General features: G+C 41.9%; 19 protein-coding genes. 3 read left to right on the forward strand and 16 right to left on the reverse strand.

All coding sequences use genetic code 11. The features are described from left to right. Positions 1–69: 69 nt before the first annotated feature. The 9 genes from N5C46_RS04165 to yneA form a co-directional block, all read right to left on the reverse strand. Complete coding sequence (locus tag N5C46_RS04165) at positions 70–1,875, reverse strand: ABC transporter ATP-binding protein (RefSeq protein ID WP_261751053.1); 1,806 nt, start codon at positions 1,873–1,875, stop codon at positions 70–72. A 3-nt stretch (positions 1,876–1,878) separates the two neighbouring features. Beyond that, the gene (locus N5C46_RS04170; protein ID WP_261751054.1) at positions 1,879–3,624 is read right to left on the reverse strand and encodes an ABC transporter transmembrane domain-containing protein; all 1,746 of its coding nucleotides are present in this window, start codon (positions 3,622–3,624) and stop codon (positions 1,879–1,881) included. Positions 3,625–3,772: 148 nt separating this feature from the next. Further along, entirely contained in the window at positions 3,773–4,894 is a 1,122-nt protein-coding gene (locus N5C46_RS04175; RefSeq protein WP_079534371.1) for a CamS family sex pheromone protein, read from the reverse strand. Positions 4,895–5,082: 188 nt separating this feature from the next. Next, entirely contained in the window at positions 5,083–5,304 is a 222-nt protein-coding gene (locus N5C46_RS04180; protein WP_034759902.1) for a YneF family protein, read from the reverse strand. Positions 5,305–5,388: 84 nt separating this feature from the next. Beyond that, on the reverse strand, positions 5,389–5,826 hold the full coding sequence (gene sirA, locus N5C46_RS04185) for a sporulation inhibitor of replication protein SirA (protein ID WP_034759904.1): 438 nt from the start codon (positions 5,824–5,826) through the stop codon (positions 5,389–5,391). A gap of 253 nt (positions 5,827–6,079) precedes the next feature. Then, positions 6,080–8,083, reverse strand: a complete 2,004-nt coding sequence (gene tkt / locus N5C46_RS04190) for a transketolase (protein WP_261751055.1) — start codon at positions 8,081–8,083, stop codon at positions 6,080–6,082. Positions 8,084–8,271: 188 nt separating this feature from the next. Beyond that, positions 8,272–8,505 (reverse strand): DUF896 domain-containing protein, encoded by a 234-nt coding sequence (locus tag N5C46_RS04195; protein WP_061811332.1) that lies wholly within the window; start codon positions 8,503–8,505, stop codon positions 8,272–8,274. Between the two features lie 104 nt (positions 8,506–8,609). Next, positions 8,610–9,260 carry a YneB family resolvase-like protein gene (locus N5C46_RS04200; protein WP_261751056.1) on the reverse strand — a complete coding sequence of 217 codons (651 nt, stop codon included), beginning with the start codon at positions 9,258–9,260 and terminating at the stop codon, positions 8,610–8,612. Between the two features lie 11 nt (positions 9,261–9,271). Next, on the reverse strand, positions 9,272–9,598 hold the full coding sequence (gene yneA / locus N5C46_RS04205) for a cell division suppressor protein YneA (protein WP_261751057.1): 327 nt from the start codon (positions 9,596–9,598) through the stop codon (positions 9,272–9,274). A gap of 155 nt (positions 9,599–9,753) precedes the next feature. Here yneA and lexA point away from each other — a divergent pair, with 155 nt between their 5' ends. Then, positions 9,754–10,374: a transcriptional repressor LexA gene (lexA, locus tag N5C46_RS04210; protein WP_034759911.1), complete on the forward strand. Its 621-nt coding sequence runs from the start codon at positions 9,754–9,756 to the stop codon at positions 10,372–10,374. 195 nt (positions 10,375–10,569) lie between these two features. Here the strand turns inward: lexA and glnA are convergent, their stop codons facing one another. From glnA to hflX, 4 genes are all read right to left on the reverse strand, one after another. Next, positions 10,570–11,904 carry a type I glutamate--ammonia ligase gene (gene glnA / locus N5C46_RS04215; RefSeq protein WP_159361917.1) on the reverse strand — a complete coding sequence of 445 codons (1,335 nt, stop codon included), beginning with the start codon at positions 11,902–11,904 and terminating at the stop codon, positions 10,570–10,572. A gap of 37 nt (positions 11,905–11,941) precedes the next feature. After that, the gene (locus N5C46_RS04220) at positions 11,942–12,358 is read right to left on the reverse strand and encodes a MerR family transcriptional regulator (RefSeq protein ID WP_060673272.1); all 417 of its coding nucleotides are present in this window, start codon (positions 12,356–12,358) and stop codon (positions 11,942–11,944) included. Positions 12,359–12,506: 148 nt separating this feature from the next. After that, positions 12,507–13,775, reverse strand: coding sequence for a methionine gamma-lyase family protein (locus N5C46_RS04225; RefSeq protein ID WP_261751058.1), 1,269 nt, complete (start codon positions 13,773–13,775; stop codon positions 12,507–12,509). Between the two features lie 17 nt (positions 13,776–13,792). Next, positions 13,793–15,046 carry a GTPase HflX gene (gene hflX / locus N5C46_RS04230; RefSeq protein WP_261751059.1) on the reverse strand — a complete coding sequence of 418 codons (1,254 nt, stop codon included), beginning with the start codon at positions 15,044–15,046 and terminating at the stop codon, positions 13,793–13,795. Positions 15,047–15,249: 203 nt separating this feature from the next. Between hflX and N5C46_RS04235 the strand changes: the two genes are divergently transcribed. Further along, positions 15,250–15,858 carry a trimeric intracellular cation channel family protein gene (locus tag N5C46_RS04235; protein WP_261751060.1) on the forward strand — a complete coding sequence of 203 codons (609 nt, stop codon included), beginning with the start codon at positions 15,250–15,252 and terminating at the stop codon, positions 15,856–15,858. Between the two features lie 119 nt (positions 15,859–15,977). Beyond that, on the forward strand, positions 15,978–17,333 hold the full coding sequence (locus tag N5C46_RS04240) for an IS1182 family transposase (protein WP_261748840.1): 1,356 nt from the start codon (positions 15,978–15,980) through the stop codon (positions 17,331–17,333). Positions 17,334–17,452: 119 nt separating this feature from the next. Here N5C46_RS04240 and spoVK read toward each other — a convergent pair whose 3' ends face one another. The 3 genes from spoVK to miaA form a co-directional block, all read right to left on the reverse strand. Further along, positions 17,453–18,409 (reverse strand): stage V sporulation protein K, encoded by a 957-nt coding sequence (gene spoVK / locus N5C46_RS04245; protein ID WP_061811328.1) that lies wholly within the window; start codon positions 18,407–18,409, stop codon positions 17,453–17,455. 384 nt (positions 18,410–18,793) lie between these two features. Further along, a complete protein-coding gene (gene hfq / locus N5C46_RS04250; protein ID WP_079534150.1) occupies positions 18,794–19,027 on the reverse strand; it encodes an RNA chaperone Hfq in 234 nt (77 codons plus the stop codon). A 27-nt stretch (positions 19,028–19,054) separates the two neighbouring features. Beyond that, complete coding sequence (miaA, locus tag N5C46_RS04255) at positions 19,055–20,014, reverse strand: tRNA (adenosine(37)-N6)-dimethylallyltransferase MiaA (RefSeq protein ID WP_272501225.1); 960 nt, start codon at positions 20,012–20,014, stop codon at positions 19,055–19,057. Positions 20,015–20,069 lie beyond the last annotated feature (55 nt).

Raw genomic sequence — 20,069 nt, forward strand, 5'->3', positions numbered from 1 at the left:
TACTAATATAATGCTAAATATGAACAGGGAGACCCGAATCAGGGTCTCCCTGTTGAATGAGCACCCTATTTACCTTTCTGAGGTGGCATCCTCCATATCCTCGACCAAACCATTCTGAAGAAGATACATTTTATGATAAATCCCTTTTTGATGAAGTAATTCCTGGTGGCTGCCACGCTCTACTATTTCCCCTTGCTGCAATACCAGGATGAGATCGGCATCCTGAATGGTTGATAGCCTATGAGCAATGGCAATGGTTGTTCTGCCGTTTCTCATTCTCCTCAGGGCATTTTGGATCTGTTCTTCCGTTTCTGTATCGATATTCGCAGTTGCTTCATCGAGGACAAGGATCTTCGGTTTGGTTGCCATCGTCCGGGCAAATGCAATCAATTGGCGCTGTCCACTTGATAGGGTTGAACCCCTTTCGACCACGGGGTGAGAATACCCGCCAGGAAGTTTCTCAATAAACGTATTCGCCCGTACAAATTCAGCTGCTTCTTCCACTTCCTTATCAGACATCTCCTCGTCATGAAGCTTAATATTATCTTTTATATCACCATAGAACAGGAATGGATCCTGTAGGACCAACCCAATCTTTTGCCTAAGTTCTGCCATTGGATACATTTTGATGCTTCTTCCATCTACTAATATGTCACCCCGGTCGAATTCATAGAACCTCATAAATAAATTGATGATTGAGCTCTTTCCGCTTCCTGTATGTCCGACAAGTGCGACGGTTTCACCAGGGTTTACGGTAAAAGAGATTTTCTTAAGGGCATCATTCTCACCATCATAAGAGAATGACACGTTCTCAAAGGTAATTTCCCCTTTCCCGATCGTTTCCCTTTTTCCGTTTTCTATGGTTTGTCCCGGGGACAGCTCTTCTTCATCCAACAGCTTGAATACGCGCGAAGACGCTATGATCGCTTGTTGAAACATAGATAACCTCATCATGATTTGATTGACTGGTTCAAAAAAACGGTCCAAATAATTAATAAATGCATACAGCACACCAATTTCAATCGGCTGAGTGAATGATGTTATTCCGAAATAGCTCAATACCACAATTAAGGCAGCAACATATACAAGATCGATTGCCGGTCTCAATAATAACCCATCCACCTTAATATTCTTCATCCCAGCCCAATAGTGTTTTTCATTGATATCCCCAAACTCATGTCTTAGTCTTTTTTCCTGTCTGAATACTTGGATGATTGACATTCCCTGCAGCGATTCACTTAACTTGGCATTCAGTTGACTCAATCTTTCACGCATGTCCTGATAGAAGATGGAGCTATATGCACGATACATTTTCATAATGATAAAAATAACAGGGAGTATGAATAGGCAAAAGAAGGCTAACCTGGTATTCAGGATAAACATGGCAATGAAGATCCCCGTTAAAAGAAATACCCCTTGAATGAATGATACCAATACACTTACGAACATATCCTTGATCGCTTCCGTGTCATTCGTTACCCTGGAGACCACCCCTCCGGCAGGGGTATGATCAAAGTACTTCATTCCAAGCCCTTGAACCTTCGTAAACACATCCACCCTCAATTGTTGAATGATCCTGAGGGCGATTTCCTGAAACTTAAGTAATTGAAAGTAGGAAATCAATACATTCCCAATCTGAATCAATAGATATGCGGCAGCCAAACCGGCAAGTGGACCATACGGAAACACCCTGGGAGTTAAATAGTCATCAATGAAGACCTTGATGATGATCGGTCCAAAGACGTCTCCAATGGTTGTGAGAAGCAATAAAGAAAAAGCGGCGATTAACGACCTTTTATAAGGCTTTGCATATCCCATTAGGCGGTAAAAGATCTTCCGCTGCTCTTTAGGTGTCATAGTCTGTATACGGTCCATTTCTTATCCTCCCCGTTCCACAAGTTTTTCCAACTGCTGGCGAAGATACATGTCTCTGTACCTGCCTTTATTTTTCATCAGCTGAAAGTGCGTGCCTTTCTCGACGAGTTTGCCTTCTTCAAGGACTATGATCAGGTCAGCATGTTGAATCGCACTTAGCCGATGTGACGTGATCACCGTTGTCCTCCCTGCTCGATTCTGCTTCAGGGAAGTCAGGATCGATTCTTCTGTACTGGCATCTACGGCTGACAGGGAATCATCCAGGATAAGTACTTCAGGATCCATTAAGAGAGCCCTTGCAATCGATATCCTCTGCTTCTGACCACCCGACAAAGAAACACCTCTTTCCCCGACGACTGTGGCATAGCCTAATGAGAATCGGCTGATATCATCATGGATATGGGCAAGTATAGCTGCCTCCTCCACCTTTTCCCTTGAAGATAGGGGGTTTGCGAACGCAATGTTTTCAAAAATCGTGGCAGAAAATAGAAAGTGATCCTGAGGCACGTATCCGACGGATTCACGCAAATGATTTAATTTATACTCTTGTATCAAATTCCCTCCAAATTCCACCTTCCCCTTATACCCTTCAAATTCCCTCAGGAGAAGTTTGAGAAGAGTTGTCTTTCCCGCACCCGTTTTTCCAACGATTCCGATGGTTTGACCCTTTTTCATGGTAAGCTGAACATCTTCCAGGGCACGCACCTCTTCATCCGGGTATGAAAAAGAGGAAATCCGGAACTCGATATCTCCTGTCGGGGCGTACTCCAATTCCCCAGCATCCTGTATATCTATCTTTTCATTCAATAACCCTGCCACTCGATCATAAGAAGCACGGCCCCTCTCCACAATGTTAAATAGCCATCCGAATGCAAGCATCGGCCAGATTAAGAGCCCGAGGTATGTGGTGAAGGAAATCAAGTCTCCAATCGTCAGCTCCCCTTCCAGGACATACTTTGAACCAAATACAATCGATAAAAAGAAGGAGATGCCGACAATGATCGAGATGGTGGGATCAAATAACGAGTCCACTCTTGCAACAGAGATATTCTTCTGAACCACTTCTTCCGATTGTTTCCTGAAAGACTCAATATCCTCTTTCTCCTGCCCAAAGGTTTTCAGGACTTTCATTCCCGCTACACTTTCCTGCGTCTTATCATTCAGGGCCGAAAATGCTTCTTGAGCTTTATGAAATCGTTTATGGAGTAATGTTCCATAATAACTAGTCAAAACCGCCATGAACGGCATCGGTATCAGTGCAATAAGGGTCAGCTTCCAACTGATTGTGAACGCCATGGCCGCAACGACAAATCCTCCAGTAGACAGGGAATCAACAAGGGTCAATACTCCTACCCCCGCAGTCTGTTGAATCGCTTGAATGTCATTTGTTGCATGGGCCATTAAATCCCCTGTCCGCTTCCTTTGATAGAAAGCCGGGGACATTTTGGTAAAATGATGATAAAGTTCGTCCCTCAGCAACCTGGAAAGCTTGGTGGCCGAACCAAAAATCATGATTCTCCATACATAACGGAGACCATACATGGCCAGTGCGGTGAATATCAAAATCAGGATCCATTTCAACATATCTTCTGTGGTCAACGAATGTGCCTTTATCCGGTCGACCACGATCCCTACGATCTTAGGTGGGATCAATTGAAGGAACGCCACCAATAATAGAAGGATGGTTCCCGTTATATATGACTTTTTCTCCTGAAGAAAAAACCATTTCAAATCATAAAAGACTTTCATACTGTCTCCCCCGCCTCATGATTAAATCGACTCTTTATTTTACCAAATTTCATAATAATGAGAAATCTTTTTTCAGAAAACGTTTCTAGGGACTATACGAAAGAGCCTCCCTAATTAGATAAGGGAGGCTCTTTCGTATAGAAATATTTTAATGTATTTGAACAAATGGTTCCTGGTCCACTTCTTTGACGATGGTGGCTTTAAGGCCTTTAGGGGTTTTGACATAAAGGTAAACCGGTGTGTGAGGGAAGTAATCGACGATTTCAGGACCAATCGCCTGGGCAAACCCTATTAATTCGGTTTCTTTCACCATTCCTGTATGTACATCGATGACCAGTTTATTTAGCGTTTCCTTCTGATACAGTCCTTTACCGACAAACTCAATATCCTGATGAGAGAAATACTTTGACACATAATCTTCCAGATCCCTGATTCGGTTATATAAATCGCGGTCTTTCTCTTCGCCTTCATCACTCGGGAAGTAATAATATTTGTCGGAAACATCGTCCCACTTTTTGATTTTCCTATCGTTCTCATCTAAATAGGTCGTGGCAATATAGTTTCCTGGAACAACACTGTTTAAAGGTTGTAGTTTGAAAATCGAAATCATGATGGGTACATTCTTCAATTCTTTGTTTGCCCTAACACGACTGGCGACTGTACCGGCGACTTTCTTTCCGTATTCTTCCATCATCTTCTCGTTAATATTGGCTTCGTCAAAATGCATCAGCTTCTTATCATCTTCCACCCTGATATAATCAATGGAATTCATCGCAAGGCCAAGGGAAATCCCCTTGATCTTCCCTTCTGAATCTACATAATTCTGCTCATGAATATAAGCAAGGTACATTGGATTTTTCTTTTCCATCTCCATCTGCTGTTCCCATGTCATATCATCGGTGATCTTCAATTCAGGGTTAAGTCCTGCCTTATTGGTTTTAGACTTCCTCCCTAACCATGAGTTTAAATTCTTTAAATACTGCCCTTCCTGGTAGACATATTTTTCAGGGGAAAAATGTTCAGTGGATAAAGACATAAGGCCCGTCTCAATTTCATCCATATCACTGCGGTTATTGATCGTCATTGTAATCAGGCCGCGATTCACCGATTTTTTTTCTTTGTTTACTTTATAGTTTAAATATTCACGTGCATCGCTTGCTGCACTATTTTGAATTTCAAGCGTTTCTTCATCTATCACTTCTTGAGGCTTATTGCTGCATCCGGCAATAAGAATCAAAAGGGACAGAGATACAATCATCCATTTTTTCATATGACTCCCTCCGGATTATATTTTATCATACATTACATTTCAATCCGCCTGATAATCTTTAAGTTTTTATGAATTCACGAAAATAATCCCATTATCCTACCTGATCTTTTAATATCTCCCCTACACTTCATGAAATCAGGATGCCCGAACAATAGAAAAAGCACTCATCACCTGAGTGCTTCCACCTATTACTTCATGTTCTTATTCATTGCATTCATCATTTGATTGATTTTCTTCTGGGATGGTTTTTGCCCCATTTGCATCATCATCATGCGTAACATTTGCTCGTTAATTGGTGGATTTTTCTTTAGGTAGCTCATCATATATTTACGAGCAATGAAAAATCCTAGTGCAACTCCGGCAAGTAATGCCAGAACGCCTACTAGAATAAGTAATCCAGTCGTTCCCATACTCTTACTTCCTCCTTCATGTTGTCCTTTTAAAAGTGTACTAAACCCTGAAACATTATACAATATTTTGGTCTAAATTTCATATTAATATATAAACTTTCTTTGTTTTATCGGTTTTAACCAGCCAAAACGTTCATTTTTGATATCCATTGCCAGTAGCTGGCCCATATTCCTCCGTAAAATTTCAAAAAAGATATATTCAGATTCATCGTGCCCCCAGGCATTCAAAGACATCGACTTTTCATTCAAGACGAGTGTCGCCCCTGATTCTTCTCTTTCGATTGTCGCAACGGAGTTTATCCAGGCTGCCCCTTCAACCTTCGTGATTTCATGCTGAAGGAGTCTTTGGGTAGGAAGGTATGGAATCGGTTTGGTAATGTAATCTACTTGTTTCGAGACGATATCGTGAAGATCACCTGTACTCGCTTCCCAATCAGAAAACAATTGATAGAACATTCTTTCACGACCATAGTAATGTTGAACAAACAACTCTTCAATCCAATAGATTTGATAATTTCGCACCATTACTCCCTCCTACCTTTCTTTCATATAGTATAAATCAACTAGAAGGGAGTCATTGTCATAAATTGTTGAAAATCTGCACTAGTTTTGTCGAACCTATTCTATTTCCCCTGAATGAAAGGGGTGTATCGAAGTATTTACACGTTACTTGTTCTATACCCAATCTCTTCCACCTTTACTCCTATTGTACTCGCACAAAAGAAAAAGGCCAACTCCTTAGAGAGTGTAAGGAGCCGACCTTTTCCATTCACGATTATTGAAGTAAAGCTTTGATTCTGGATACTACATTTTCAGAAGTGAATCCATATTCTTCCATTACTTTAGCTCCTGGGGCAGATGCACCATAACCATTGATCGCCAGGATGTCACCTTCATCGCCAACGTAGCGATCCCAGCCCATTGGAGATCCCATTTCGATAGCCAGGCGTTTTTTCACGCTCTTAGGCAGGATGGATTCTTTGTATTCTTTTGATTGCTTTTCGAAACGATCCCAAGAAGGCATGCTCACAACTGAAACACTGATACCGTCTTTTTCAAGGGCATTTTGCGCTTCTACCGCAAGATGTACTTCAGAACCAGTTGCAATCAACAGGGCATCAGGCTGTTCTTTACCTGAAGCAGAAACCACATAAGCTCCTTTATTTACACCGTTATAGGCTTTATCAGCCGTACCTTTAAGCGTCGGAAGGTCCTGACGGGACAGAACAAGCATCGTAGGCTGATCTTTCGATTCTAACGATAATCTCCAGGCTGCCGCCACTTCATTACCGTCACCAGGGCGAATGACTGACAGGTTAGGCATTGCGCGAAGGGAGGCAAGCTGTTCAACAGGTTCATGGGTAGGTCCGTCTTCTCCCACAGCGATACTATCATGTGTGAACACATATGTCACAGGTAAGCCCATTAGAGCCGCCAGACGGATAGCAGGTCTTAGATAGTCACTGAATACGAAGAATGTGCCACCGAATACATGAAGCCCTCCGTGTAGAGCCATACCATTCATGGCACCACCCATACCGAATTCACGGACTCCGAACCAGATATTTCGGCCTTCATAGGATTCAGGCATGAAATCTTTCTCATCTTTGATCATCGTTTTGTTGGAACCGGCAAGGTCAGCGGAACCACCGATGAATGAAGGAAGATTTTTGGCGATGGCGTTTAATACTTCTCCTGAAGAAGCTCGGCTTGCCAATGCTTTTCCTTCCTCATATACCGGGATGTCTTTATCCCATCCTTGAGGTAGTTCGCCTTTGATCGCCGCTTCTAATTGAGTGGCCAGTTCAGGATGTTCCTCTTTGTATTTAATGAATTGGTTTGCCCAATCTTGTTCTTTCTCAGAGCCAGCTTGTTGGATTTTTTCCTCAAAGCGGCTGTAAACCTCATCAGGCACGTGGAAATCCTGATCGAATGTCCACTTGTAGGCTTCTTTGGTAAGCTTCATTTCATCTTCACCCAGAGGTGCACCATGAACGGCAGATTTACCTGATTTATTCGGGGCTCCGTAACCAATGACTGTCTTAACTTCAATCATTGTCGGGCGGGATGTATCTCCTTGGCCTTCTTCGATTGCCTTGGATATTTCATCTAGATCATTTCCATCTTCAACACGGATATACTGCCATCCGTATGATTCAAATCGACCCTTAACACTCTCAGAGAAGGACTTATCCAAGTCTCCGTCAAGTGAAATATCATTGGAATCATAAAGAACAACAAGGCGTCCTAATTTTAGATGTGCAGCCAATGAAGCAGCTTCAGAGGAAACACCTTCCATTAAGTCCCCATCCCCACAAATGGAGTATGTAAAGTGATCGACCATATTATATTGGTCTTTGTTATATGTAGTGGCCAAATGTCTTTCAGCTAATGCCATACCTACTGCCATTGCAATCCCTTGTCCAAGCGGACCAGTTGTTGCTTCTACACCAGGAGTGTGTTTGTACTCGGGATGTCCTGGAGTCTTACTTCCCCATTGGCGGAAATTTTTAAGATCTTCCATTGAAACATCGTACCCAGAAAGATGAAGTAGGCTGTATAACAGCATAGAACCGTGTCCCGCAGATAAAACAAAACGGTCGCGGTTGAACCATTCTGGATTTTTAGGGTTATGATTCATGAATCTTGTCCAAAGTGCATACGCCATTGGAGCTGCCCCCATAGGCATTCCCGGGTGCCCGGAACCTGCTTTTTCAATCGCATCGATTGATAATGTACGAATTGTATTAATTGCTAATTGATCTGTGTTATCAAACATATGTCAGACATCCTTCCTTTTAATGTACCTTATTAATATTAATCTTCTTTGATAGTTTATACAACTATCTTGAATGATAACATGACTTTATGATCGTTGAAAATAAAAAAACCTTTAAATATCATAAGGGAGGAAAATGAATCAAAAAACTTCCAGGACCTTTCAAAGTTGGCCTGGAAGTTTTTTGATTAATGCATTTTTTTCTTAGTCTGTATATCTTGGATTTTTTTAGGTGTTACTTCATTTCCTTCAGGATCAAAGATTCTTGTATTTTCAATTGTTCCCTTCATGGATTGACGGAACGTTTCTAGATATTCTTTTCTAAGTTTGGTCTGTTCTTTCGCTTCCTGTTCAGTAAGTCCGCTACTTTTGGACTTTTTGGCAAGTTCATTGATTCTATTCATTTTTGATTTTGAAAGCATCTATAAAAACTCCTTTATTGCATAGTTTGCAAAATCTAAAACATTCTAAAAGCAGTGTATCACACTACCGTCATGTTACTAGAATAAAGGAGATAAAACAAGGGTTATGCATGATCACGGGACGACATATATTCCTTGAAGCGTCTATGTACGGTAGCTTTGGATACATCGTATCCGAATCCCCTGAGAGTAGCTGCAATCTCCGCGAAGGTTAGTTCATTTTTCCTTAATCGCACGATTTCCTCGACCGGCACTTCAATGCGTTCCCTTCCTTCTACATTCCCTTTATTTTTTAAATTTTTATGAGGCTGAAAGCCATTTTCAACAGCCCGCTTCATGCCCCGCTTAATTTTAAGGTTATGAAGCTTACGTTGATATTCCTCAACCATGCTGACTATGTTGATGACCATAGAATCGGATTCGGATAAGTGTAATTCACCACTATGAGTCTGACTGATGATTTTCACTTCTTCTTTTAACAGACAGTGGATAAGGGCGATCTTGGCATTTCCCCTGCCGATCCTTGTTTCGTCCTGAATAAGCACTGCCTCGATTGATTTATCCCTGACCAGGTCCAAAAGTTCCAAAACACCTGGACGGTCCAATTCAAAGCCACTCGCCTGATCCCTGATGACCGAACTTACTTCATAATGATGTTCGTTTGCCAATTTAACGAGTTCTTCTTCCTGCCGCTCCAATGATGTTTCCTGTGTGTTTTTCTTGGTACTTACCCTGCAGTATATGACTGCTTTCATCTTCTATCCCTCTATTCTTCGTTCATGACCAGTTCGAAATCTGATTGAGTTGATATTGTTGGATTTTCAATCGGTAACACAAGTGATTCACCAGGTTTGATGGCAAAAGAGTTTAATTCGTTCTCTTCCCCAACCCAGGCGATAAATTCTTCCACTGTCATAGAATATTCTTCATTATACTGTTTGGCAATAGTCCAGAGAGTATCACCCTCCTCTACTGTGATACTTTGGTAGGAAGGTTGATTTGTCATATTGATTAATAAATAGCAAGATGCTGAAAGGACTAAAACAAATAATATAATAATGTAAGAGAATCGATTCCAAATATGTGTTAACATAAAATTACCCCCCATACGAATGTTTGTTCTGTTTTGTTATTTTCATTGTAATACGAACACTCGTTTGGTGTCAACAAAATTCGAACTTATGTTTGTATCAATAATCGTGACATGCTATAATGGGAACATAAGATCTATAATAGAGGTGCGTGAACATGACAAAATTGTCGAAGAGACAGCAGGACATACTACAATATATTAAAGTTGCAGTCAGAGAAAAAGGGTATCCCCCTTCCGTACGTGAAATCGGGGAAGCCGTCGGTCTTGCTTCCAGTTCCACTGTACATGGACATTTAGCGAGGCTTGAAAGTAAAGGTCTGATCCGTCGTGATCCGACTAAGCCGAGAGCGATTGAAATTCTGGACCTTGAAGAAGATACGATTCCGCGACAACGTGTAGTAAACGTTCCTTTAATCGGTAAAGTCACAGCAGGTCAACCGATTACGGCTGTTGAAAATGTGGAGGAATTTTTCCCATTGCCCGAGCGGATGGCCCCTTCGGATGAGCAGGTCTTCATGCTTGAAATCATGGGAGACAGTATGATCGAAGCCGGCATATTGGATGGGGATTTTGTCATTGTTCGCCAGCAGCAGACAGCGAACAACGGAGATATCGTCGTTGCCATGACCGATGAAGATGAAGCAACGGTAAAGCGCTTCTTCAAAGAAAAGGATTATGTACGTCTGCAGCCAGAGAACTCAACAATGGAACCAATCATTTTGCGAAACGTCTCCATATTGGGTAAAGTGGTAGGGGTGTATCGTCAAGTTCATTGAAAATGGCATCGGTATGCATAGGGCATTCCGGATCCCATTTTCAACCAGTTCTCATAATAATGAAAAAGCCTGAGGTTGGAAGCCGAAATTTCCATCCCCAGGCTTTTTTCATATCGTTTCCTTCCCTGATTCCCCTCTGAGCCTTAACTTCGTACAAAAAACCCTCAACGATAGATCGTTGAGGGTTTCTGGTTATTAATACATTTGAATGTATTGTTCACGTTCCCAAGGGTGTACTTGTGTACGGAACATATCCCACTCGATTTCCTTCGCTTCCACAAAGTGTTCGAATATGTGTTCGCCAAGGGACTTAACGATGACTTCATTCGTTTTTAATGTTTCAAGAGCCGCATGTAAAGTTGCAGGAAGATCCACGATACCTGCTTCCTCACGCTCTTTTTTGTCCATGACATAGATGTTGCGGTCAATCGGCTTAGGAGCCGGTAGGTTATTCTTGATTCCATCTAATCCAGCCGCAAGTAATACAGCCATAGCAAGGTAAGGATTTGCTGCAGGGTCGACGCTGCGGACTTCAACGCGTGTGCTCAAGCCGCGGGAAGCCGGGATACGGATTAACGGGCTACGATTACGCGCAGACCAGGCAACATAGCAAGGTGCTTCGTATCCAGGTACTAAGCGCTTATAAGAATTTACAGTCGGGTTGGTAATCGCTGTAAAAGCAGTGGCGTGCTTAATGATACCAGCAAGGAATTGACGCGCAGTATCGCTTAGTTGCAAGTCACCTTTTTCATCAAAGAAAGAGTTCACTCCATTTTTGAACAGGGACATATTACAGTGCATTCCTGAACCATTAACACCGAATAATGGTTTCGGCATGAATGTAGCGTGCAAACCGTGTTTACGGGCAATCGTTTTAACTACCAGTTTGAATGTCTGAATATCATCACAAGCTTTTAATGCATTTGCATATTTGAAGTCGATCTCATGTTGGCCAGGAGCTACTTCATGGTGAGATGCTTCGATTTCAAAGCCCATTTCTTCAAGTTCTAAAGCGATATCACGACGGCAGTTCTCCCCTAAATCGGTAGGGGCGAGGTCGAAATAGCCACCGTTATCATTTAATTCCAACGTTGGTTCGCCATTTACATCTAATTTAAAGAGGAAGAATTCCGGCTCTGGCCCAAGATTGAAGTCAGTGAACCCAAGTTCCTCCATTTCACCTAAAATGCGTTTTAGGTTATTACGGGGATCTCCCTCAAACGGAGTGCCATCAGGATTGTAAATATCACAGATCAGACGGGCTACCTTCCCTTTTTCAGCTGTCCAAGGGAAAACCAACCATGTGTCTAAATCAGGGAAAAGATACATATCTGATTCTTCGATACGGACAAATCCTTCAATGGAAGAACCATCAAACATCATTTTGTTATCTAAAGCTTTTTCAAGCTGACTTAGAGGGATTTCTACGTTCTTGATCGTCCCTAAAATGTCGGTGAATTGTAGTCGAATGAACTTAACTCCTTCTTCATTCGCTAATCTTGCAACATCTTCCTTAGTATACTTTGCCATTTACGTAATTCCTCCTCAAGTTTATTAAAGGGTTTATTTAATGAAAGAAGCGGGACATATCTCCTTGACGCAGAGATGATCGATTGAATCGACCGGAATGGATCAATTCATTGCGAAGTAATTTACGCAGCTCGTCGTCAGATAGATCCTGTCTTGCTTTTTCTTCCTTTTCATTACTTACGTCAGATACGACTTTGCTTTCATTATGACCGGATACAGAAAAGATCTTCTTAATCCCTGCCATGTTGATACCTTGATCTAACAGATCCTTCACTTCTAATAACTTATCAATGTCATTCAAGGAAAAGAGCCGGCGATTCCCCTCGGTCCTTGCCGGGTTTATCAGTTGATGCTCTTCGTAGTATCGAATCTGACGAGCCGTTAAGTCCGTGAGCTGCATGACAATACTGATTGGAAATAATGCCATCGTTCGACGAATTTCACTTCCGCTCATCTTGATTCCTCCTTTTGTTTTCCTTCTTGAATTCATTATATGTAATGTCAGGAGTTCTGTCAATCAAATGTGAGTTTTTCTTACATAAGTAATCAAAAGAATTGGATAGTCCACTTTAGACTATCCAATTACTCCTTTAATATCCTTTTTAAATGGTGATTAAACCTTTTTCAATTAAGTTGTCCACCGCAGAGCAAACGGCGATTTTTACATGGGAGTATGTCAACCCGCCTTGAACATAAGCTATATAAGGTGGTCTTATAGGTCCATCCGCCGATAATTCAATGCTCGCTCCCTGAATGAACGTTCCTGCGGCCATGATGACATCATCCTCATAGCCCGGCATATAGTTCGGATAAGGCGTGAAATGCGAATTGATCGGTGAGGCAGATTGGATTGCCTGACAGAAAGCGATCATCTTTTCCCTGTCATCAAATTGCACCGATTGTATTAAGTCCGTGCGCCTGGAATGAGGTGAAGGGTCTGTGTTCATGCCAAGCGCGGTCAGTAGTGCAGAAGTGAAAACCGCTCCTTTTAATGATTGCGCAACCACATGAGGCGCCAAAAAGAATCCTTGATACATTTCTTGAAGGCTGTAGAGAGATGCCCCAGCCTCCGCCCCGATTCCCGGCGAGGTCATACGGAAGGAACAGGCTTCTACATACTCTTTCTTCCCGACGATATATCCACCTGTTTTCGCAAGGCCGCCACCAGGATTTTTAATAAGGGAGCCCGCCATTAGATCCGCCCCGACGTGACAGGGTTCTTTCACTTCGACAAATTCCCCGTAGCAGTTATCTACGAACACAACAATTCCAGGATCAATTTCTTTAATGAAATCAATCATTTCCTTAATTTCTTCAATTGTAAAGGATGGGCGGTTGGCATACCCTTTTGATCGCTGGATCCCAACCATTTTTGTCTTTGTTGAAATGGTCCGTGCCACCTTTTCGAAATCGACTTTTCCTGACTCATCTAAATCAACGCTCTGATAGTCGATATGAAAGTCTTTGAGTGAACCAGTACCCTTTCCCCGGCTTCCTACAATTTCTTCTAATGTATCATAAGGTTTCCCTGTTATGTACACTAATTCATCTCCCGGCCGGAGTATACCGAACAAAGCGATGGAGATGGCATGGGTACCAGAAATGATCTGTGGACGCACAAGCCCTGCTTCCCCTCCAAATACATCTGCATATATGCATTCAAGGGTATCCCTTCCAGCATCGTCATAGCCATAGCCTGTGGACGGGATGAAGTGAGAATCGCTTACCCGGTGCTTCTGAAATGCTCTTAAAACGTTGAACTGGTTGCTTTCAGACCGTTCATCGATTTTTTTATGTATGTCTTTGATATCTGCTTCCACTTTCGTTACAAGTGATTGTAATGCCGTTCCATTTACTAATTGTTCAAACATTTGGTGTTGGTTCCCTTCTACTTTTGAAATTTCTTGATGCTTCCTGCGATCGGATGATCTTCAAGGTGAAATCCGGTCATTTCATATTCTTGACTCGCTTCCTGGAATTCCAATTTACTCAAGATGGTTTCACTCTTTAATTGGGATAGCAGCTTCCCTTCCTTCACAGGGACAAATACATGATAAGGTATCATTTGATTCTTTACGATTTCTTCTATTTTAATCAGCAGCTCCACTCTGTCCTCTTCGTTCAAGGCACTTATGAGGATGGTATCTGATTCGCTGTCGGGAACAAATTCGGGATCCATCTCATCCCGCTTGTTGTATACCGTGAGCTGCTGCAGTCCATCCATTTCCAGATCTTTCAATAAGGATTGCACTGTCTTTTCGTGCTGACTGTAGTCGGGATTTGAACTGTCCACAATATGAAGAAGGAGGTCTGCCTCCTTTACTTCTTCAAGGGTAGAGCGAAATGCCGCAACCAATGTGGTCGGTAAATCTTGAATGAACCCTACGGTATCTGTCAGTAACGTGGAATATCCACTGGGCAAAGGCATTTTCCTCGTCATCGGATCCAAGGTAGCAAATAATTGATTTTCTTCATAGGAATCAGCCAGTGAAATCCGATTGAACAACGTGGATTTTCCAGCGTTTGTGTATCCGACGAGTGCAATCTGGAAAGCTTTGTTCCGCTTTCTTCTCCCGCGGTACCTTTCTCTATGATCAACTATGGTTTGTAATTGCTTCTTAATATCGTCAATCCTTTTATGGATGTGACGCCGATCACTTTCGAGCTTCGTTTCACCTGGTCCCCTGGTGCCTATCCCGCCGCCAAGCCTCGAGAGGGACGCCCCCTGACCGATGAGTCTCGGCAGCAAGTACTGAAGCTGGGCAAGTTCTACTTGTAATTTCCCTTCTCTTGAGCGGGCACGCTGTGCAAAAATGTCCAATATTAGTTGTGTACGGTCAATCACCCTGCCGTTTAATTCTTTTGATAAGTTCCGAATCTGACTGGGGGATAGTTCATCATTAAAGATGATGATGTCCGCTTCAAACTGTTCTTCCAATAGAACCAGTTCCTCCACTTTACCCTTTCCGATATACGTACTTGGATGGATCCTGTCACGCTTTTGAATAAGGGTGGCAGCAACTTGACCTTGAGCTGTTGCTGTCAGCTCCGCAAGTTCCGTTAAACTATACTGAAAATGCAGGTCATCATCGTCCAGTTGACATCCCACCAGAATGACTTTTTCTAGATTTTCATTCTTCAAAAAACAACCTTCTTTCTTTCCGTTTCATTCTATTTCCCATCATATCAAATCCACATCGTAAACTCTATGTAAAAAGCAATGAAAAATGGTTGCAAATAAGCAAATACGTGTTAAAATCAGTATGTTTGATTATGACATAACACTACTTCAAGATTCTACATAATGGCATGTAGCATATTGTAATAGGGTGAGGAGGAATGTGTATGACGTGGGAAGTACTGAGTATCATCGGTACCATTGCTTTTGCTATTTCAGGAGCTATCATTGCCATGGAAGAGGAATATGATATCCTCGGTGTTTATATATTAGGAATTGTCACTGCGTTCGGGGGAGGCGCCATCCGGAATTTACTGATCGGTGTACCCGTTTCTGCTTTATGGGAGCAGGGAATGTTGTTTCAGATTGCCCTTCTCTCCATTACAGCGGTCTTTCTGTTCCCCAATAATCTTTTGAAACATTGGAGGAAGTGGGGGAATTTCTTTGACGCCATTGGTCTATCGGCTTTTGCGATTCAGGGGGCGTTATATGCTTCTGAAATGAACCACCCCATCAGTGCGATCATCGTGGCTGCCGTTTTAACCGGTAGTGGTGGTGGAATGATCCGTGACCTTCTGGCTGGCCGGAAACCTTTAGTCCTCAGATCGGAAATTTATGCGGTATGGGCAGTTTTGTGTGGAGCGGCGATCGGACTTGGTATAGTCAATTCAGCATTAGAACTATATTCCCTTTTCGTCATTACGACCGCTTTACGGGTACTCTCCTACCTATATAAATGGAGGTTGCCAAATAGAAGTTTACGGGCTCATGTTTAATGATAAAAATGCATTCACAAGTGAATGCATCAGCTTGTAGACAAAGTCTAAGAATTAGACCAAGTCTACAAGCTTTTTTTGTATAATAGAAAGGAATAAAGCTTTTGTGGGGGATAAAAATGTTATCAAAACACACTAAAGAAGGAAGAAATCAAATTGAAATGGTTGCGCTAGATGAACTTGTTCCTGAGGATCATCTAGTTAGGAAAGTTGAACAAGCGATTGATTTTGAATTTATTTATGACTTAGTAGAAGATAAATATTGTTTAGACAATGGGCGGCCTGGTATTGATCCCGTTGTTCTCATTAAAATGGTCTTTACCCAATACCTCTTTGGCATACGCTCCATGCGTCAAACCATCAAAGAAATCGAAACCAACGTTGCTTATCGATGGTTTATTGGGTATTCGTTCAAAGAGAAAATCCCTCACTTTTCAACCTTCGGTAAAAACTACGTTAGGCGCTTCCACGATACGGATCTCTTTGAACAAATTTTCTACCGCATTTTGAAAGAAGCGATGACCAAAGGATTGGTGGATCCATCCGTTGCGTTTATAGATTCTACTCATGTAAAAGCGAATGCGAATAAGAAGAAATTCGAAAAGAAAATAGCCCGAGTCGAAACTAGAACGTATCAGGATCAGCTGGATAAAGAGATCAACATTGACCGAGAGGAACACGGAAAAAAGCCCTTCCCCCCACAGAATAAAGAAGAGTCAAAAGAAATAAAGGTCAGCACGACAGACCCTGAAAGTGGGTATTACGTAAAAGATGAGCGCGAAAAGCTGTTTGCGTATTCTTTTCATACGGCAAGCGACTCCCGGGGTTTTATCTTAGGATCTCTTGTCACGGGAGGAAATGTTCACGATAGTCGGATGTTGGACAAGCTCGTCACTCAAGTCACGGATAAAGTCGGTAAGCCCAGTTCTGTCGCTGTTGATGCAGGATATAAAACACCCCACATCGCTAAATTCCTCATGGACCAAGAAATCAGACCCGTTATGCCTTATACACGGCCGAGAACGAAAGACGGATATCTTAGGAAATACGAATACGTTTACGATGAATATTTTGACTCCTATCTTTGTCCCGAAGGACAAATTTTACCTTACCGTACTACCACAAGAGACGGGTACAAACAATACGCTTCAAATCCTTTGGAATGTAAAGACTGTCCTCTGTTAGAACGTTGTACACAAAGTAAGAATCACACCAAGATGATTCATCGACATGTGTGGCAGGATTACATAGATGAAGTAGAACATTTGAGACATACAGAACTTAATAAAACTCTATATGCGAAACGCAAAGAAACGATCGAACGGGTCTTTGCGGACGCAAAAGAAAAGCATGGCATGCGTTGGACGACCTTAAGAGGTCTTAAAAAAGTTTCAATGCAGGCGATGCTTACATTCGCTGCCATGAATCTTAAGAAGTTGGCAAACTGGACATGGCGAGGGCCATGTCCAGCCTAGAAACAGGAGAAAAATCTTTTAAAATATCAGAAAACCCCACCTTCGGTTAAAGTGAAGGTGGGGTTTGTCTACAGTCTGATGCATTCACAAGTGAATGCATTTTTTTGTCTTTAGATTTACTAAGTATGGTGATCCGAAGCCGTTTTAGTAAAGACCAGGTCATTGCTGCGGATGGTCAAGAGATCGTGCCGATCGTAGCAATTCTCCAACAACAGCCTCATCGCTTGAGATCGTATCGATTTTTCGAGTACATTCCGAACATACCGTCCATTGGAAAACGCCATTGGAGATAAGGTGTTTTTCGCTGCACTTAAATGTTCACGGATTTTCCTTTCGGCATCATGACTCAATAAGTACTGCTTTTCATCCAGCATCCTTTTCCCGATTTCCATCAGCTGATCTACAGAATAATCAGGGAAATGAAACACAAGGGGAAATCGTGATTGCAATCCTGGATTCAAGGTTAGGAAGTGCTCCATTTCCCTTGAATACCCTGCCAGGATCAAGATAAAGTCATGCTGCCTATCTTCCATATGTTTCACAAGGGTATCAATGGCCTCTTTTCCAAAATCCTTTTCTCCACCTCTGCCCAGTGAATACGCCTCATCAATGAATAGGATCCCTCCCAGTGCTTTTTTCACCAAATCCCTTGTTTTCTGTGCCGTATGACCTATATATTCACCGACCAGATCAGCCCTCTCTGCTTCGATTAAGTGTCCTTTCGAAAGCACGTTCATCTTTAAGAACAGTTTTCCGATGATTCTCGCTACTGTCGTTTTACCAGTCCCCGGATTCCCTTTAAACATCATATGAAGAGCTTGTTTTCCGGCCTTCAGCCCCATGGCTTCCCGTTTTTTATTCACATATATCCATGCATAAATTTCTTTCACCATTTTTTTCATTTCTTCCATTCCGACAAGAGAGCCAAGTTCTTCTTCAATTTCTTTCAACGCTACATGTTCTTGGGGAAGGGACTGAGGAGCCGAATCTACCGTTTCCCGTACTGAACTTCTTTTTTGTGAATTCAGTACTATACTGATTTGCCCGTTGTTTTTCATTCTCATTGGTTGATCCAAAGATTTCACCTCACCATTCTAAAGACAATATACACATGTAAGATATAAGGGTGATAAACGCTTGTCGTCTCTTATTTTTTTCGACAAATAAAAAGAATCCTGTCTATTCCTGCGCTTTCCCGAGAAATAAATAGAATTACGCTGTGAATGCATTTTTAATTTCGAACTTACTTATCATTTTGGAATACAATTTGGTACTCTCCAAAAGCCCCTAAGTGATTACTTTCTCAGGGTCCATTTTTTATTTTTAAAGTCATAGGGTGATGAAGATTTAAGCCTCTCTATTATCCTATTCACTTACCGTACATTTCATTAATTATTCTTACATTCAACAGTCAGACCCAATATAAAAAGCTGCCACAAAGGGCAGCTTTCACACGAACATTAATTTTGCTCTTCAAAATTTATTTGAACATTTCGCTGCGGGGCGAAAGTTGAAATGGCATGTTTATATACCAGTTGCTGTTTACCTTCTGTTTCAAAAAGGACGGTAAAATTATCAAACCCTTTTACCTGACCGCGAATCTGAAAGCCATTTAAAAGGAATACCGTTACGAGTGAACCGTCTTTTCGCAATTGATTTAGGAATTGATCTTGGATATTAATGGATTGTTTCATGGTTAGTCCTCCTCTTCTATCTCTACATTACTTATTCGACTTTAATTGAAGCTTTCCTGCAATAAATTCTGAAATGTCCTCAATATTTTTGCAGTGCAAACTTTCTTCTGTCATATCGTACCAGGCAACATCCATTTTGTTTCGGAACCAGGTAAGCTGACGTTTGGCGTACCTTCTGGAGTTTTGCTTAAGGTTCTCTATGGCCGTCTCCAGGCTGAGGGTACCTTTGAAGTAGTCATAAAGTTCTTTATATCCTATCGCCTGTACAGATTGAACGTTTCTCAGGCCATCATCATATAACGCTTTCACTTCTGCTAAAAGCCCTTCTTGCATCATCAGGTCTACCCTAAGATTGATTCTCTCATACAGTTTTTCACGATCCATGGTTAAACCAATTAACGCAACATCATATTGAAGCTCATGGGTTTGGGAGCTTTGATACTCACTCATCGTCTTACCGGTACAATGGAAAATCTCCAATGCACGGATCACACGCCTCGTATTATTAGGATGAATGTTCCCGGCTGAAACCGGGTCCACCTTAACCAGCTTATGATGAAGCTGTTCAGCTCCATTCTCTTCAAGCTCTGATTCTAACTTTGCACGATAATGTTCATCGCCTGGTGTTTCTGTGAATTGATAATCATATAGGACTGACTGGATGTAAAGACCCGTTCCACCCACGATCAAGGGGATTTTCCCCCGTGAATGAATGTCGGTTATTTTCTTTCTTACAAGATTTTGAAACTCCGCCACTGAAAAAGAGTCTTCAGGGTTTTTTATATCGATCAAGTGGTGGGGTATGCCTTCCATCTCTTCTTCCCTGATTTTTGCAGTTCCGATGTCCATCCTCTTATAGATTTGCATGGAGTCCCCACTGATGACTTCTCCATCGAATCGTTTTGCAAGGCTTATGCTTGTACTGGTTTTTCCTACAGCAGTCGGACCAATAAGGACAATCACTTTCTCTTTATTCATACTTGTCATACGTTCACTGCTTTCTATGTAAATGTTTCTTTACATATTATCGTACCATAATAAT

Origin of the sequence: Rossellomorea vietnamensis, from assembly GCF_025398035.1 — a bacterium.
Lineage (GTDB): Bacteria > Bacillota > Bacilli > Bacillales > Bacillaceae_B > Rossellomorea > Rossellomorea vietnamensis_B.